General features: G+C 67.6%; 19 protein-coding genes. 11 read left to right on the top strand and 8 right to left on the bottom strand.

What is annotated here, in order from left to right:
• Positions 1-30: 30 nt before the first annotated feature.
• The 6 genes from G7A98_RS11855 to G7A98_RS11830 form a co-directional block, all read right to left on the bottom strand.
• Positions 31-1,440 (bottom strand): RNA polymerase factor sigma-54, encoded by a 1,410-nt coding sequence (locus G7A98_RS11855; RefSeq protein ID WP_163649884.1) that lies wholly within the window; start codon positions 1,438-1,440, stop codon positions 31-33.
• A gap of 114 nt (positions 1,441-1,554) precedes the next feature.
• Entirely contained in the window at positions 1,555-2,280 is a 726-nt protein-coding gene (gene lptB, locus G7A98_RS11850; RefSeq protein ID WP_163649883.1) for an LPS export ABC transporter ATP-binding protein, read from the bottom strand.
• A gap of 22 nt (positions 2,281-2,302) precedes the next feature.
• Positions 2,303-2,818 (bottom strand): lipopolysaccharide transport periplasmic protein LptA, encoded by a 516-nt coding sequence (gene lptA, locus G7A98_RS11845; RefSeq protein WP_163649882.1) that lies wholly within the window; start codon positions 2,816-2,818, stop codon positions 2,303-2,305.
• Entirely contained in the window at positions 2,818-3,402 is a 585-nt protein-coding gene (gene lptC / locus G7A98_RS11840) for an LPS export ABC transporter periplasmic protein LptC (RefSeq protein ID WP_163649881.1), read from the bottom strand. Before lptC ends, lptA begins: the two co-directional genes overlap by 1 nt.
• Before the next feature lie 4 nt (positions 3,403-3,406).
• Positions 3,407-3,964, bottom strand: a complete 558-nt coding sequence (locus G7A98_RS11835; protein WP_163649880.1) for an HAD hydrolase family protein — start codon at positions 3,962-3,964, stop codon at positions 3,407-3,409.
• A 41-nt stretch (positions 3,965-4,005) separates the two neighbouring features.
• Positions 4,006-4,986 carry a KpsF/GutQ family sugar-phosphate isomerase gene (locus tag G7A98_RS11830; RefSeq protein WP_163649879.1) on the bottom strand — a complete coding sequence of 327 codons (981 nt, stop codon included), beginning with the start codon at positions 4,984-4,986 and terminating at the stop codon, positions 4,006-4,008.
• Positions 4,987-5,161: 175 nt separating this feature from the next.
• Here G7A98_RS11830 and G7A98_RS11825 point away from each other — a divergent pair, with 175 nt between their 5' ends.
• The 9 genes from G7A98_RS11825 to hisD all read left to right on the top strand — a co-directional run bounded on the left by G7A98_RS11825 (position 5,162) and on the right by hisD (position 12,031).
• Positions 5,162-5,974: an ATP-binding cassette domain-containing protein gene (locus G7A98_RS11825; RefSeq protein ID WP_163649878.1), complete on the top strand. Its 813-nt coding sequence runs from the start codon at positions 5,162-5,164 to the stop codon at positions 5,972-5,974.
• Between the two features lie 56 nt (positions 5,975-6,030).
• Complete coding sequence (mlaE, locus tag G7A98_RS11820) at positions 6,031-6,798, top strand: lipid asymmetry maintenance ABC transporter permease subunit MlaE (RefSeq protein WP_163649963.1); 768 nt, start codon at positions 6,031-6,033, stop codon at positions 6,796-6,798.
• Positions 6,795-7,259, top strand: a complete 465-nt coding sequence (mlaD, locus tag G7A98_RS11815) for an outer membrane lipid asymmetry maintenance protein MlaD (RefSeq protein ID WP_163649877.1) — start codon at positions 6,795-6,797, stop codon at positions 7,257-7,259. The genes mlaE and mlaD overlap by 4 nt, the downstream gene beginning before the upstream one ends.
• A gap of 17 nt (positions 7,260-7,276) precedes the next feature.
• Positions 7,277-7,942 (top strand): ABC transporter substrate-binding protein, encoded by a 666-nt coding sequence (locus tag G7A98_RS11810; protein WP_163649876.1) that lies wholly within the window; start codon positions 7,277-7,279, stop codon positions 7,940-7,942.
• A complete protein-coding gene (locus G7A98_RS11805) occupies positions 7,939-8,274 on the top strand; it encodes an STAS domain-containing protein (RefSeq protein ID WP_163649875.1) in 336 nt (111 codons plus the stop codon). Before G7A98_RS11810 ends, G7A98_RS11805 begins: the two co-directional genes overlap by 4 nt.
• A 125-nt stretch (positions 8,275-8,399) precedes the next feature.
• Positions 8,400-8,657 carry a BolA family protein gene (locus tag G7A98_RS11800; protein ID WP_163649874.1) on the top strand — a complete coding sequence of 86 codons (258 nt, stop codon included), beginning with the start codon at positions 8,400-8,402 and terminating at the stop codon, positions 8,655-8,657.
• A gap of 9 nt (positions 8,658-8,666) precedes the next feature.
• Positions 8,667-9,932 carry a UDP-N-acetylglucosamine 1-carboxyvinyltransferase gene (murA, locus tag G7A98_RS11795; RefSeq protein ID WP_163649873.1) on the top strand — a complete coding sequence of 422 codons (1,266 nt, stop codon included), beginning with the start codon at positions 8,667-8,669 and terminating at the stop codon, positions 9,930-9,932.
• Between the two features lie 72 nt (positions 9,933-10,004).
• Positions 10,005-10,661, top strand: coding sequence for an ATP phosphoribosyltransferase (gene hisG, locus G7A98_RS11790; RefSeq protein WP_163649872.1), 657 nt, complete (start codon positions 10,005-10,007; stop codon positions 10,659-10,661).
• 41 nt (positions 10,662-10,702) lie between these two features.
• Positions 10,703-12,031: a histidinol dehydrogenase gene (gene hisD, locus G7A98_RS11785; protein ID WP_163649871.1), complete on the top strand. Its 1,329-nt coding sequence runs from the start codon at positions 10,703-10,705 to the stop codon at positions 12,029-12,031.
• 43 nt (positions 12,032-12,074) lie between these two features.
• Here hisD and G7A98_RS11780 read toward each other — a convergent pair whose 3' ends face one another.
• Positions 12,075-13,298, bottom strand: a complete 1,224-nt coding sequence (locus tag G7A98_RS11780) for a Do family serine endopeptidase (protein ID WP_163649870.1) — start codon at positions 13,296-13,298, stop codon at positions 12,075-12,077.
• 110 nt (positions 13,299-13,408) lie between these two features.
• Here G7A98_RS11780 and G7A98_RS11775 point away from each other — a divergent pair, with 110 nt between their 5' ends.
• Positions 13,409-14,167: a Nif3-like dinuclear metal center hexameric protein gene (locus G7A98_RS11775; RefSeq protein ID WP_163649869.1), complete on the top strand. Its 759-nt coding sequence runs from the start codon at positions 13,409-13,411 to the stop codon at positions 14,165-14,167.
• Positions 14,168-14,245: 78 nt separating this feature from the next.
• Here the strand turns inward: G7A98_RS11775 and G7A98_RS11770 are convergent, their stop codons facing one another.
• Positions 14,246-14,701, bottom strand: coding sequence for a DUF1043 family protein (locus G7A98_RS11770; protein WP_163649868.1), 456 nt, complete (start codon positions 14,699-14,701; stop codon positions 14,246-14,248).
• A 196-nt stretch (positions 14,702-14,897) separates the two neighbouring features.
• Here G7A98_RS11770 and zapE point away from each other — a divergent pair, with 196 nt between their 5' ends.
• On the top strand, positions 14,898-16,094 hold the full coding sequence (gene zapE, locus G7A98_RS11765) for a cell division protein ZapE (protein ID WP_163649867.1): 1,197 nt from the start codon (positions 14,898-14,900) through the stop codon (positions 16,092-16,094).
• Positions 16,095-16,219 lie beyond the last annotated feature (125 nt).

Genomic DNA, 16,219 nt, shown 5'->3' with positions numbered 1-16,219 from the left:
ATGCGTCGACGCTGGTGTCCGAGGGCCTTTTCAGGCTAGTCGCTTGCGCTCGCTGGAGGAAGGGATACCCATGGCCTCGCGGTACTTGGCGACGGTGCGGCGGGCCACCTTGATGCCGTCCGCGGCCAGCAGGTCGACCAGCTTGCTGTCCGAGAGCGGCTTGCGCGGAGGCTCCTCGCCGATCAGCTTCTTGAGCCGGGCGCGGATGGCGGTGCTGGAGTGGGCGTCGCCCTCGCCGCCGACATGGCTCGAGAAGAAGTACTTGAGCTCGAAGACACCGCGCGGCGTGTGGATGAACTTCTGGGTGGTCACCCGGGAGATGGTGGATTCGTGCATCTCCACCGCCTGGGCGATATCGGCCAGGATCAGGGGCTTCATGGCCTCCTCGCCCTGGTCGAGGAAGTCCAGCTGCCGGGTCATGATCTCGCGTCCCACCTTGAGCAGGGTGTCGTTGCGGCTGGAAAGGCTCTTGATCAGCCAGCGTGCCTCCTGCAGGTGCTGCTTCATGAAGGTGTTGTCGTCGCTCTTGTCGGCGCGGCGGATCAGGGCGGCATAGTCGGGCTGGATGCGCAGGCGGGGCAGCGCCTCGGGGTTGAGTTCGATGCGCCAGCCGTCGCGGGTGCGGCGCGCCAGCAGGTCGGGGATCACGTAGTCGTTGCCGGAGGCGTCGAAGGCCTGGCCGGGGCGCGGGTCGAGGGTGCGGATCAGCGCGATCACGCTGTCGAGCTGGGCGTCGTCGAGCCGCAGCCGGCGCTTGAGCAGCTTGCGGTCGTCGGCGGCCAGTGCCTCGAGGAACTGCCGGACCAGCCGTCGGGCCTGGGGCAGCAGAGGGGTGTCGTCGGGCAGGACGCCGAGCTGCAGCAGCAGGCATTCGCGCAGATCGCGGGCCAGCACGCCGGTAGGGTCGAACTGCTGCAGGCGCATCAGCACCGCTTCCACCTCGGGGGCGCGCAGGCCCGCGAGCCCCTGGGCACGCAGGCCGTCGACGAGGGCGTCGACCGGATCGGTCAGGTAGCCGTCGGCATCGACCGCGTCGATCAGGGTCTCGGCGATGAGGATTTCGCGCTCTCCCAGGCCGGCCATGGCAAGCTGCCAGGCGAGGTGATCCTGCAGGCTTTCGCCGGCGGCATTGCGCTCGAGGTCCGGCCCCTCGTCGCTGCGCCCGCCGGAAGCAAAGTCCTGATAGGTGTCGGACCAGTCACTGTCGACGGCCAGTTCATCGGGGATGTCCTGGTTCCAGTCGTCCTCGGCCGCTTCGCTGACCGCGGTCTCGCCGAATTCCTCCTCCATCTCCAGCATGGGGTTGGACTCGAGCGCCTGCTGAATTTCCTGGCGGAGGTCCAGCGTCGACAGCTGCAGCAACTGGATGGCCTGCTGCAGCTGGGGCGTCATGGTCAGCTGCGTGCCGACCCTGAGCTGCAACGTGGGTTTCATAGCCATGACATGCCTACTTCGCTGACGGATTCGGGGATACCGTATCCCGGCCCCTCTTGCCTTGCAAGTAAATAAGCAATAAGTGTGCCACAAGGTGGCGGGCGCGGTGCGCCCTGCGGGCTAGAGCCGGAATTCGTGGCCCAGGTAGACCTCGCGGACCTTTTCACTGGCCAGGATCGCCTCGGCGCCGCCTTCGGCGATGATCTGGCCGTCGCCGACGATGTAGGCCTTGTCGCAGATGTCCAGGGTCTCGCGGACGTTGTGATCGGTGATCAGGATGCCGATGCCGCGGTCGCGCAGCTGGCGGATGATGCTCTTGATCTCGCCCACCGAGATGGGGTCGACGCCGGCGAAGGGTTCGTCGAGCAGGATGAAGGCCGGCTCGGTGGCCAGCGAGCGGGCGATTTCCACGCGACGCCGCTCGCCGCCGGACAGGCTCATGCCCGGATTGTCGCGGATGTGGCCGATATGGAACTCCTCGAGCAGCTGCTCGAGCTGCGCCCGGCGGCCCGCCCTGTCGAGGTCCCGGCGGGTCTCGAGAATGGCCATGATGTTGTCGGCCACCGACAGCTTGCGGAAGATCGAGGCTTCCTGGGGCAGGTAGCCGATGCCGGCGCGGGCACGCTGGTGCATGGGCGCACGGCTCAGGTCCAGGTCGTCGATCGCCACCTCGCCGGCATCGGCACGCACCAGGCCGACGATCATGTAGAACGAGGTGGTCTTGCCCGCTCCGTTGGGGCCGAGCAGGCCGACGATGCTGCCCTGGCCGATGGTCAGGCTGATGTCCTGGACCACACGGCGGCTCTTGTAGCTCTTGGCGAGATGGCGGGCGACAAGGGTCTTCATGCTATTCCTCGAAGCGGCGGGTTCACGGCGACGACTTGGGTGTCAGGGTCATGCGCACCCGCTGGCCATCGCTGCCCTGCGCGCTGGAGCGGGCCTGGACCTTGCGGCTGTCGAGGTAGTACTCGACGTAGGCGCCGTTGAAGGTGTCCCGGGCCTTGTGAAGCTCGGCGTTGCCGATCAGCTCGACCCGGCGCTCGCCGGCATGGTAGACGACGGTGTTGCCCCAGCCCTTCACCAGGGGCTCCTTGGGAGCGGGGCGCTGCTCCAGGTAGGCGCGCTGCTTGTCGCCGGTGGCGGTGACCTGGGTCACCTCGCCCTGGTCGTTGCGTTCGATCTCGACGCGTTCGGCCTCGAGCACCATGCTGCCCTGGGTCAGGTTGACGTCGCCGGTGTAGACGGCGGTGCCGGCACGATCATCGAGATCCAGGCGATCCGCCGCCACGTTGATGGGTTGCCGGGCATCGCTTTCCAGCGCCGAGACGCCGGGGGCGAACAATGCCAGTGCGGTCAGGCCGAGGCCGGCAAGATAGGGGCGCATCAGGTTCCTCCCTGTGGGCTGATCGGCGGATGAAAGCCCTGAACGTCGCCGTTCAGGCGCATGCGGCCGGTGTCGATCCAGGCGTCGAGCCGGTCGCCGCTGGCGTGCTGCCGGTGCTGGCGCAGCGTGGCACGGCTGTCGCTCCAGGCGTGGTAGGTGTCGGCATCGTAGTGGAGCACGTCGCTTTCCACCTGCCAGCCTTCTTCCGGAGCCTGCAGCTTGGCGTCGCCGACGAGCACCAGCGGGTTGCCGCCGGCCTCCAGCCTACCCTTGTCGGCGGTGGCAAGCCAGGTGCGGCCCTGCTTGTCGTCCAGCCGGGCTCGGGGCGTTTCCAGGCGAGTGATGTCATCGTCCGGGGTGTGCGCCAGGCGCGGGGTGGTCAGGTGCTGGTAGGCCCGGCCCGTGGCATCGAAGCGGGTCAGGCGGGCATTTTCCAGATAGTAGTCCGGCTCGCCGGTCTCGCCGGTCGGCACCGGACCGGGCAGGCCTACATCGCGCTGGTCGATGAGCGTCAGCACGCCGCCCAGGCCCACCAGGAGCAGGACCAGCAGCAGGGTGGAGAGGCGTCGGCGCGACAGGGTCATGGCGTCAGCCCTGGCCGTGGAGGTAGGTGTCGAGTACCGACGCCCAGTGTCCCTGCAGTTCGAGCAGGCCATCGCAGATCTCGCGGACCGCGCCGTGCCCGCCGCTGCGGGCGGTGACCCAGTCGGCGTGGCGGCGGATGTAGTCCGGGGCGTTGGGCACGCTGATGCCCAGACCGGCGCGCTGGATGGGGGCCAGATCGGGCAGGTCGTCGCCACAGTAGGCTGCCTGCTCCCAGCTCAGCCCTAGCTTGTCGAGCAGCTGGCGCAGCAGGTCGAGCTTGGCGTCGTTGCCCTGATAGACGTGCTCGATGCCCAGTGCGGCGGCGCGGCGGCTGACCATGGACGAGGTGCGCCCGGTGATCAGGGCGATCTCGATGCCCGCCTGGCGCAGCAGCTTGATGCCCTGGCCGTCCTGGGTGTGGAAGCTCTTGATCTCCTGGCCGTCGGACTGAAAGTGCAGCCGCCCGTCGGTCATCACGCCGTCCACGTCGAGGGCCAGCAGCCTGACGCGGCGGGCGCATTCCACGAGGCGCGGGTGATTGAGGCGCGGATCCAGAACCATGGCGTTCTCCTCCTGTCGGTGGGCGGGGTGCGGGGCTCGGCTCAGATGACGCCGCTGGCCAGCAGGTCGTGCATGTGCAGGGCGCCGATCGGGCGCTCGTCGGCATCGACCACCGCCAGGGCGGTGATGCGATTGTCCTCCATCAGCTTGACGGCCTCGGCGGCCAGCACCTCGGCGCGGATGCGCTTGCCGCCTCGCGTCATGACGGCATCGACGCTCAGGTCATGCAGGTTGGCGTGCTGATCGAGGGTGCGGCGCAGGTCGCCGTCGGTGTAGACCCCGCAGAGCCGGCCGTCGGCATCGATCACGCAGGTGAAGCCCAGCCCCTTGCGGGTGATTTCCAGCAGGGCGTCGCGCAGCGGGCTGCCCAGCGTCACGCGCGGCAGCCGCTCGCCGGTGTGCATGAGGTCCTCGACCTTGAGCAGCAGTCGGCGGCCGAGGCTGCCGCCGGGGTGCGACAGGGCGAAGTCCTCGGCGGTGAAGCCGCGGGCCTCGAGCAGGGCCACCGCCAGGGCGTCGCCCAGCGCCAGGGCGGCGGTGGTCGAGGCGGTGGGGGCGAGATCCAGGGGGCAGGCCTCGCGGGACACGCCGGCGTCGAGGTGCGCCTGGGCGTAGCGGGCCAGCGTGGAGCCGGGGCGGCCGGTCATGCTGATCAGCGGGGTTCCCATGCGCTTGAGCAGCGGCAGCAGGGCCGTGACCTCGGCCGTCTCGCCGGAGTTCGACAGGGCGAGCACCACGTCGCGCGGGGTGATCATGCCCAGGTCACCGTGGCTGGCCTCGCCGGGGTGCACGAAGAAGGCCGGCGTACCGGTGCTGGCCAGGGTGGCGGCGATCTTGCGAGCGACATGGCCGGACTTGCCCATGCCGGTGACCACGACGCGCCCCTGGCAGGTCAGCATTAGGCGGCAGGCCGTGTCGAAGTCGTCCGAAAGCTTGCCCTCGAGCGCGGCGATGGCCTGCTGTTCGATGTGCAGGGTGCGGCGGGCGCTGTCACGAAAGGCGAACTGGGGATCGATGGTCATGACGTCGTCGTGGGTGCCGGTCGGGAGATGGGCGCCCGATACGGGCGTCGCGGATGAACGGTCGCCCATTAAACGGGTTGCGCGGGGGGCTTGCAAGCGCCGTCAGTGGGGTATGGCAACAGTAATATTAGTTAGGATACAATGTTCGATAATTTCCGCTCATCAGGTTGCGCCAATGGACGATTCGTTGCTCGTCGATGTGGAGGGGCTGCATTTCTCACGTGGCGAGAAGGAAATCTTTCGCGGCCTCGACTTGCAGGTCCCCCGCGGCAAGATCACGGCGATCATGGGCCCCAGTGGTACCGGCAAGACCACGTTGCTCAAGTTGATCGGCGGCCAGCTGTATCCGGATGCCGGCCGGGTGCGCATCGCCGGCCAGGATGTTCATCGCCTGCCGCGCCGCACGCTGTTCCGGCTGCGCCGGCGCATGGGCATGCTCTTTCAGAGCGGGGCGCTGTTTTCCGATCTGTCCGTCTACGAGAACGTGGCCTTCCCGCTGCGGGTGCACACCGACCTGCCGGAAGCGATGATTCGCGACATCGTGCTCATGAAGCTGGAGGCCGTGGGCCTGCGCGGGGCGCGTGCCCTGATGCCCTCCGAGCTGTCCGGCGGCATGCTGCGCCGGGTGGCGCTGGCCCGGGCGATCGCGCTGGACCCCGAGCTGATCCTCTACGACGAGCCCTTCGTCGGCCAGGATCCCATCTCGATGGGGGTGCTCGTGCAGCTGATCAAGACGGTCAATCAGGCGCTGGGGCTGACGGCGGTGGTGGTGTCGCACGACATCAAGGAGACGCTGTCGATCGCCGATTACGTCTACGTGATTTCCGATGGTCAGGTGATGGCCCACGGCACGCCCGCGACCCTGAACGTCGACCAGGACGATCGCGTTCGCCAGTTCATCCACGGTGAGCCGGACGGCCCGGTGCCCTTCCACTATCCGGCGCCGGACTATTTCACCGATATCATGACGGGGAGGGCGTCATCGTGAGTCATGAGCACGCACGTCGCCGCGGGGCATCGCGCCGTCAGCCGGTGCGCCAGATCATGGCACTGGGGCGCGGCACGCTGGACATGATCGATGCCCTGGGGCGGGCCGGCCTGTTCCTGATGCTGTCCTGCCTGGGCATTCCGTCGCGCGAGGGCATTCGCCTGTGGCTGCGCCAGATGCACTTCGTCGGTGTCATGTCGCTGGCCATCGTGCTGGTGTCGGGGCTGTTCATCGGCATGGTGCTGGCCCTGCAGGGCTACACCATTCTGGTGGACTTCGGTGCCGAGGACGCGCTGGGGCAGATGGTGGCCCTGTCGCTGCTGCGCGAGCTGGCACCGGTGGTCTCGGCCCTGCTGTTCGCCGGGCGGGCGGGCTCCGCGCTGACCGCCGAGATCGGGCTGATGAAGGCCACCGAGCAGCTGACCAGCATGGAAATGATCGGTGTCGACCCGCTGCGCCGGGTGATCGCCCCGCGACTGTGGGCCGGCTTCGTGTCGCTGCCGCTGCTGACCATCGGTTTCAGCGTGGTGGGCATCTGGGGGGGGTACCTGGTGGGCGTCGAGTGGCTGGGCGTGTTCGAGGGCTCCTACTGGAGCAACATGCAGGGCAGCGTGGGCTTCGTCGCCGATATCGGCAACGGGCTGATCAAGAGCCTGGTGTTCGCCATGGTGGTGACCTGGATCGCCGTGTTCCAGGGCTATGACCTGATTCCCACCTCGGAAGGCATCTCGCGGGCGACCACGCGCACGGTGGTGTATTCCTCGCTGGCGATTCTGGGGCTGGATTTCGTGCTGACGGCGATGATGTTTGGAGAGATCGGATGAAGCGCAGCAAGATGATGGAGTTTGGTGTCGGCCTGTTCATGCTGGCCGGCATTCTGGGGCTGGTGTTCCTGGGGCTGCGCGTCAGCGGCCTGGGCAGCGGCGTGGGGGGCGACACCTTCACTCTGAACGCCAATTTCGCCAACATCGGCGGCCTCAAGGTGCGCTCCAAGGTGACGGTCTCGGGGGTGGAAGTCGGTCAGGTGACCGGCATCGAGCTGGACCCCAAGTGGTACGACGCCCGGGTCACCATGGCCATCGACAGCAAGCTGGAGGGGCAGCTGCCCCGTGACAGCACCGCGGCGATCCTGACCGCCGGGTTGCTCGGCGAACAGTATGTCGGCCTGTCGCTTGGCGGGGCTCCGGACACCCTGAAGGATGGCGATACCATCCGCGATACCCAGCAGGCGCTGGTGCTGGAAGAGCTGATTCAGCAGTTTGTCTCGAACATGGTGAAGAACTGAGTCACGGGAGGTTATCGATGAAGACGATCGCAAGGTACCCGAGGTCCTTCGGCTGGCTGGCCATGCTGCTGCTGACGGGGGGGCTGCTGATCAGTCAGCTTGCCCTGGCCGAGGCCCAGAACCCCGAGCAGATGATCCGCAACAGCGTCAATCAGCTGATGGACAAGCTCGAAGGGCGCAAGGACTACTACACTCAGCACACCAATGAGCTCGAGGCGCTGGTCGACGACAGCCTGCGGGACGTGGCGGATTTCCACTATATCGCCGCCAGCGTGATGGGGCGCTATTTCCGCAGCGCCTCGCCCGAGCAGCGCTCGCGCTTCGCCAAGACCTTCCGCCAGACGCTGATCGACACCTATGCCAAGGGGCTGGTGACCTTCGACTATCGCGATATACGGGTGGTCGGCAGCACCACCGGCCGCTACGAGGATCAGGCCAGCGTCGACATGGAAGTGGTCGCCGACGACGGCAAGGTCTACCCGGTCAACTACACCCTGCGCCGCACCGATGACGGTCAGTGGAAGGTGGTCAACGTGATCGTCAACGGCATCAACCTGGGGCTGACCTTCCGCAACCAGTTCGACCAGGCGATGCGCGACCAGAACCACGACTACGACGCGGTGATCAGCAACTGGGCGCCGGAGGTTGGCACCGACGAGCTGGAAAAGGGGAGCCAAGGGTGACCCTGCTGCTCGAGCAGGCCGGAGTGCGGCTCGAGGTGCGCGACATGACGCTGCTGGCCAGCGGCGAGGCGGACTTCGACGTGGCGACGGCACTGGCCGCCCAAGGCCGGGAATGGCTCGACGCGCAGGCCGCCGGGGCTCGAGTCCGTTTCGACCTGACCGGCGTCAATCGCGCCAGCAGTGCCGCGCTCAGCGTGATGCTGGAGTGGCTGCGCTGTGCCCGGCGGGGGCAGCTCGAGGTGGCCGGGGTGTGTCTTTCGGCGCCGCTGGCCCGGCTGACCGCCATGGCCGGCCTCGAACCGCTGCTGCCCCGCCTCGAGACCGCCGAATAGACCCCGGGCAGGCCGACGCCATCGCCATTCGGGGCGCTTTTCATTACCATGGGCGATTCACGAGATTCATGACCCGCCGACCGGTTCGGCGGGTGCTTCATTGCCGATAGGAGTCGCCGCGACCCATGCAACCCAGTGACGTCAAGGCTTTGCTCGAAGCCCGCATCGACGGATGTGAATTCTTCATTCAGGGAGAAGGCTGCAATTTCCAGGTCATCGCCGTCGGCGACGTGTTCGACGGCCTGTCGCCGGTCAAGCGCCAGCAGCTGATCTACTCGGCACTTTCCGACGAGATCGCCAGCGGCGCCCTGCATGCGGTGAGCATCAAGACCTACACGCCGACCCAGTGGCAGTCGGCGCCCGAAAACCCCCGGGTCGAGTGATACGATCACATGGACAAGCTGATCATCACCGGTAACGGGCCGCTCGAGGGCGAGGTCTGGGCGAGCGGGGCCAAGAACTCGGCCCTGCCGATCCTGGCGGCCACGCTGCTCGCCGACGAGCCGGTCACCATCGGCAACCTGCCGCACCTCCAGGACATCACCACCACGCTGGAGCTGCTCGGCCACATGGGGGTCGAGCCGGTGATGGGCGAGAAGATGACCATCCAGCTGGACGGTTCCCAGGTGCGCGACAGTCACGCGCCCTACGAGCTGGTCAAGAAGATGCGCGCCTCGATCCTGGTGCTCGGCCCGTTGCTGGCGCACTTCGGTGCCGCCGACGTGTCGCTGCCGGGCGGCTGCGCGATCGGCACGCGCCCGGTCGACCTGCATATCCAGGGGCTCAAGGCGATGGGCGCCGACATCCGGGTCGAGGGCGGCTACATCCGGGCGCGTACCCGGGGGCGCCTGAAGGGCGCGACCATCTTCTTCGACACCGTGACCGTGACCGGTACCGAGAACCTGCTGATGGCGGCGGCGCTGGCCGACGGTGTCACGGTGCTGGAAAACGCCGCCCGCGAGCCGGAAGTGGTCGATCTGGCCGAATGCCTGATCGCCATGGGGGCGAGGATTCGCGGCCACGGCACCGACACCATCACCGTTGAGGGCGTCGAGCGGCTGCACGGCTGCCACTACGACGTGATGCCGGACCGCATCGAGACCGGCACCTTCCTGGTGGCGGCGGCCGCGACCCGCGGGCATGTGCGGGTCCGCAACACCCGTGCCGACATCCTCGAGGCTGTGCTCGCCAAGCTCGAGGAGGCCGGTGCCACGGTGCGCCATGCCGACGACTGGATCGAGCTCGACATGCGTGGACGTCGTCCGCGAGCGGTGAGCGTGCGGACCGCGCCCTATCCCGCGTTTCCCACCGACATGCAGGCCCAGTTCGTGGCCCTGAACTGTGTCGCCGAGGGCACGGGACGGGTCGTCGAGACGATCTTCGAGAACCGCTTCATGCACGTGCAGGAGCTCAAGCGGATGGGCGCCGACATCGCGCTGGAGGGCAACACGGCGGTGGTCTCCGGCGTCGGCACGCTGTCCGGCGCGCCGGTCATGGCCACCGACCTGCGGGCCTCGGCCAGCCTGGTGGTGGCGGCGATGGTGGCCGAGGGCGAGACCCTGGTCGATCGCATCTATCACATCGATCGTGGCTACGAATGCATCGAGGAAAAACTTCAACTACTGGGGGCCCGGATCCGTCGCGTTCCCGGGCACTGAGGTGTCGCCTCGTCCCGGCGCGTGCCGGGGCGGTGGCCGGCTGACCTGCACCCACCAACCGCGGTTGTCGCAATGTCGAAGCAATTGATTCTGGCCCTGTCGAAGGGGCGCATACTCGAGGAAACCCTGCCGCTGCTGGCCGATGCCGGCATCGAGCCGGCCGAGGATCTGGGCAAGAGCCGCAAGTTGCTGTTCGATACCAATCTCGAGGACGTCAAGCTGGTGGTGATCCGTGCCACGGACGTGCCCACCTATGTACAGATGGGTGCCGCCGACCTGGGCGTGGCGGGCAAGGACGTGCTGCTCGAGCATGGCGCCGAGGGGTTGTACGAGCCCCTGGACCTGGAGATCGCCGGCTGCCGGTTGATGACGGCGGGCATCACCGGCGCGGTGCCGGTGCATGCACGGCGTCGTGTGGCGACCAAGTTCGTCAACTTGGCGCGACGCTACTATGCCGAGCAGGGCATTCAGGCCGAGGTCATCAAGCTGTACGGGGCCATGGAGCTGGCGCCCCTGATGAATCTGGCCGACGAGATCGTCGACATCGTCGACACGGGCAACACGCTGCGTGCCAACGGCATGGAGCCCCGTGAGCTGATCGCCGACATCAGCACACGTCTGGTGGTCAACAAGGCGTCGATGACCATGAAGCATGCGCGTCTCAAGCCGTTGATCGAGCGGTTGCGCGATGCGGTCGCCACGCGTCGCGGCGCGCCGGTGCGCGAGTGACGAACGGCTTGTACCGAGCGAGAGAAAGAGGAGTGTCACCGATGGCCGAGCGTGCCACAGCGAATTTCACGATGCCCCGGCTCGACACCCGCGAGACGGATTTCGAGGCGCGGCTGGATGGGCTGCTGGACTGGGAAGGCGTGTCCGACGCGGAGGTGCAGTCGCGTGTCGCGGGCATTCTTCAGGATGTTCGCAGCCGCGGCGATGCGGCGCTGGTCGAGCTGACCGCGCGCTTTGACCGGCTCTCGGTCGCGGACATGGCGTCGCTGACGCTGTCCGCCGAGCGCCTGGCCGCGGCCTACGAGGGCCTGCCCGAGGCGCAGCGGGAGGCGCTGGGACATGCTGCCGAGCGCATCCGGCGCTATCACCAGCATCAGAAGCCCGAATCCTGGCAGTACACCGAGGCGGACGGCACCGTGCTGGGGCAGAAGATCACCCCGCTGGACCGTGCCGGTATCTATGTGCCCGGCGGCAAGGCGGCCTATCCGTCATCGGTGCTGATGAACGCGATCCCGGCGCATGTCGCCGGGGTGAGCGAGATCATCATGGTGGTGCCCACACCGGACGGGGTGCTCAACGAGCTGGTGCTGGCCGCGGCGCACCTGGCGGGGGTCGACAAGGTCTTCACCGTGGGCGGTGCTCAGGCGGTGGCTGCACTGGCCTACGGCACCGAGAGCGTGCCGCGGGTCGACAAGATCGTCGGCCCCGGCAATATCTACGTGGCTACCGCCAAGCGGGCGGTCTTCGGTCAGGTGGGCATCGACATGATCGCCGGTCCGTCGGAAATCCTGGTGGTCTCGGATGGCGGTACCGATCCCGAGTGGCTGGCCATGGACCTGTTCTCGCAGGCCGAGCATGACGAGGACGCCCAGGCGATCCTGGTGAGCTGGGACGACGCCCACCTGGATGCCGTCGAGGCGGCGATCGAGCGGCTGTTGCCCACCATGGAGCGCGAGGCGATCATTCGCCAGTCGCTGCAGGCCCGTGGTGCGCTGATTCGCTGCCGTGATCGCGACGAGGCACTGGCGCTGACCAATCGCATCGCGCCGGAGCATCTCGAACTGTCGGTGGCTGAGCCGGACGCCCTGCTGGCGCAGGTGCGCCATGCCGGTGCCATCTTCATGGGCCGCTACACGGCGGAAGCCCTGGGTGATTACTGTGCCGGGCCCAACCACGTGCTGCCCACCTCGGGCACGGCGCGCTTCTCGTCGCCGCTGGGAGTCTACGATTTCCAGAAGCGCTCGTCGCTGATCCACTGTTCCGCCGAGGGCGCGGCGACCCTGGGGCGCACCGCCTCCGTGCTGGCGCGTGGCGAGTCGCTCACCGCCCACGCCCGCTCCGCCGAGAACCGCATCCCTGACGCCGACTAGGCGCCACCCGCCGCCGGCTGCCGAGCCGGCGGCGCCCTTCGCCTCAGCCTGACGGATTGCCCTGGTTGGGTATCGGGCGTTCTCCCACTTCGATCGTCACCGTGCGACGTTCGCCGCCGCGGATGATCGTCACCGGCAACTGTGTGCCGGGCTTGATCTCGGCGATATCGGCCATGGCCACGCGGGGGTCGAGAATCGGCTTGCCGTCGATGGCGGTCATCACATCACCGGGTTGCAGTCCGGCCTTGTCGCCTGGACCGTTGGGCAGCACGCTGGAAATCACCACGCCCTGGGCGGCCTTGAGGCCGAACGAGGCCGCCAGATTGGGGGTGATCTCCTGGGCCTCGATGCCCAGCCAGCCGCGAATCACCCGGCCGTGGGTGATGATCTGGCGGAGAATCTCGCGTGCCAGGTTGGTGGGGATGGCGAAGCCGATGCCCTGCGAGCCGCCCGAGCGCGAGAAGATCGCCGTGTTGATGCCCACCAGCGCGCCCTGGGCGTTGACCAGCGCGCCCCCGGAGTTGCCGGGGTTGATCGCCGCGTCGGTCTGGATGAAGTCCTCGTAGGCGGACAGCCCCAGATGGTTGCGCCCCGTTGCGCTGATGATGCCCATGGTAACCGTCTGGCCGACCCCGAACGGGTTGCCGATGGCCAGGCTGACATCGCCCACGGCGATCTTTTCGGAGTCGGCCAGGCGAATCACTGGCAGCTTCCCGAGGTCGATCTTCAGCACCGCCAGGTCGCTGTCGGGATCGGTGCCGACCAGCGTGGCCAGGGTCTCGCGACCGTCGCGCAGCGCCACCTGAATCTGGTCGGCGCCCTGGATCACGTGATTGTTGGTCAGGACATAGCCTTCGTCACTGACGATCACCCCCGAGCCCAGGCTGGACAGCAGGCGCTGGCGGCGGGGCATGTCCTTGCCGAAGAACTGCCGGAAGAAGGGGTCGGACATCAGCGGGTGCTGTTCGCGCTGGACCACTCGCGAGGAGTAGACATTGACCACCGCCGGCGCGGCCACGGCGACGGCGGTGGAGTAGCTGACCGGGCCCGCGCCGCGCTTCATGGGAGCGGCCTCGCGCAGCTCGGGGGCAGCCCGTGTTGGGGCGTCGGCGGTGGGTGTCGCCGTCGCCGCGGGCGGCGAGACCGTCTCGGGAGCGGCGGCGGAGTCGGGGTTGCCGAGCAGTCGCGGGAACTGATCCAGCAGCACCACGGCCAGCAGAATTCCGGTGATCACGGGCCAGAGCAGGGGCATCACGAAGCGGCGCATGAAAAATCCTTGGATGCGGGAGGCGTGCACCGGGTGTCTCGAAGCCGGTGGAGGCAGCCATTACAATGGGCGGATTGTAACACTGCCGTGAATCGAATGCTGGAGGAGTGATGGTTGCACGTGATCGCGTGGTGGACGCCTGTACCCGACTGCTGGCGCCCGAACGCTTCAAGGATTATACCGAGAACGGCCTGCAGGTGGCCGGGCGCGAGTCGGTGGGCCGCGTGCTCAGCGGTGTCACCGCCTGCCAGGCCCTGCTGGACGAGGCGGTGGCCTGGCAGGCCGATCTGGTGCTGGTGCATCACGGCTACTTCTGGAAGAACGAGCCGGTGGCCGTGACCGGCATGAAGCGCCGGCGCCTGGCGACGCTGCTGACCCATGACATCAACCTGCTGGCCTACCACCTGCCGCTGGATGCCCACTCCGAGCTGGGCAACAACGCGCAGCTGGCCGAGCGTCTGGGGTTCCGGGTCGACGGCTGTGCCGATGGCGAACTCGGCGAGGGGCTGCTCTGGCTGGGCGAGCCGCCGCAGGCGCTGGATACCCGGGCGATGAGCACGCACCTGGCGTCGCGGCTGGGGCGTGAGCCGATGACGGTGCCGGGGCACGAGCGGGCGATTCGTCGTGTCGCCTGGTGCACCGGCGGCGCTCAGGACATGATCGCTCGAGCCTGTGAGGCGGGAGCGGACGCCTTCATCTCCGGCGAGATTTCCGAGCGTACCACCCACATGGCGCGCGAGATGGGCATCAGCTATTTCGCCGCCGGCCATCACGCCACCGAGCGCTACGGGGTTCAGGCGCTGGGCGAATGGCTGGCCGCCGAGCTGGGCGTCGAGCACCGTTTCGTGGATATCGACAATCCGGCCTGATGGGGCGGACGCGGGGCGGAAGAACCGCGGCGCCCGTCCGGGCGCCGGGGCAAGGGAGGCATGTGCCGACGTGTTCGCTCAGTAGCGGACCGGGGTTTCGCCGTTGCGGACGGTGTCGTCGTCTCGCTGCAGGCCGAAGTCCTCGGACAGGGTGCCGTGACTGCCGTCCGCGTAGTCCCGCGGGGTCGTCGAGACCTCTGCCGCGTCGCTTTCGGCCGGCTCGCCGTCGGCACCGCCGAGACGGCGCTTGAGCGCCGGATCGTCGCTCAGCTGCTCGGCGCTGCGGGCCAGCTGGCGTTCGAGCTCCTGACTCTGGCGCTGGATGTTGGTCACCAGGTCGGCGGCGCGGGACAGATGGTCGTTGAGGTGGCCGCGCATCTGGCTGAGTTCCAGCTCGCTCTCCGCCAGCCGCTGGCGGGTCTTCTGGTTGCGGGCGACATTGGCGTTGAGCAGGTGATAGCCCAGCGCGCCGACACCCACGCCGGCCAAGAAGCCGGCGATGGCCAGGATCCAATCGATGTTGCTCTGATACACGTCGTTCCCCTTGATTGCTCGCGATTGCCATGCCGGAGGCATGGCCGGCCGGGTCCGGTCCTGTGGTACCCGGGCGAGAATATTATACGGGGCAGGGTCGCGCGCGGGTCAACGCATGGCGTCGCCCATGATTCATTCGGCGTCGGCGCGTATAATAGCGGGCTCATTGACCGCAGCCGAGGACCGTTCGACGACAATGACCTCGTCCATCACGCCATCTTCCGCCGGTGGCCGGCAGGCCGCCGCGCACACGCCCATCGAACGCTATCGCAGTGACCTGCAGCGCGAGGGCTTTCAGCATGATGCCGCCCAGGAGCGGGCCGTCGCCCATCTTCAGCGACTGTACGACGACCTGGTCGCCACGCCGCGCCGCGAACTGGCGCCGGGCGGCGCCGACGCCGGCAGCGGCCTGAAGTCGCGCGTCGCCCGCCTGTTCGGCAAGCGCGAGAGCGTGCCGAGCCGGCCGGACGTGCCCGAGGTTCAGGGGCTGTACTTCTGGGGCGGTGTCGGTCGCGGCAAGACCTACCTGGTCGATACCTTCTATGAGGCACTGCCGTTTCCGGACAAGATGCGCACCCATTTCCATCGCTTCATGCAGCGGGTGCACAACGAGCTCGACCACTATCGCGGCGAGAAGAATCCGCTGACGCTGATCGCCGCCAAGTTCGCGGCGGAAGCCCGGGTGATCTGCTTCGACGAGTTCTTCGTCAAGGACATCACCGACGCGATGATTCTGGCCAACCTGCTCGAGGCGCTGTTCGCCCAGGGCGTGGTGCTGGTCGCGACCTCCAACATCGTGCCCGACGACCTGTACAAGAACGGCCTGCAGCGAGCGCGCTTCCTGCCGGCCATCGATCTGGTCAAGCGTCACTGCGAGGTGGTGAACGTCGATGCCGGGGTCGACTATCGCCTGCGCGCGCTCGAACACGTCCCCCTGTTCCATTCGCCGCTGGACGACGCGGCGGATCGGCAGCTGGAACGCAGCTTCCGCAAGGTGGCCGGCACGGACGGGGAGACCGACGTGCCGATCGAGATCAATCATCGCGTGCTGACGGCCCGGCGGCTGCACGAAGGCGTCGTGTGGTTCGAGTTCGCGACCCTGTGCGACGGGCCGCGTAGCCAGAACGACTACATCGAGCTGGCGCGCGAGTTTCATACCGTGCTGATGGCCAACGTGCCGCAGATGGGGCGAGCCAGCGACGACCAGGCCCGGCGCTTCATCAATCTGGTCGACGAGTTCTACGATCGCGGCGTCAAGCTGCTGATGTCGGCGGCCGTGCCGGTGGCGTCGCTCTACCCCGAGGGCAGCCTGGCCTTCGAGTTCGAGCGGACCCTCTCCCGGCTGCAGGAGATGCAGTCGCGGGAATACCTGGCGCTGCCCCACAAACCGTGATGCGGCCCCTTAACCTGGGCGAGTGAAGCATGTACAATGCGCGCTCGCTCGACCGTTGTCGGCTCATCGCAGGCCGGCAACCAAGAAAAATAGGGATGGCCAACCGCCGATGGCGCAAGGCCCAA

The organism is Modicisalibacter sp. 'Wilcox', from assembly GCF_010993675.1.
GTDB classification, from domain to species: domain Bacteria; phylum Pseudomonadota; class Gammaproteobacteria; order Pseudomonadales; family Halomonadaceae; genus Modicisalibacter; species Modicisalibacter tunisiensis.
Note: the sequence above shows the minus strand (reverse complement) of the source record. Positions and strands in the feature narration are given on the sequence as shown.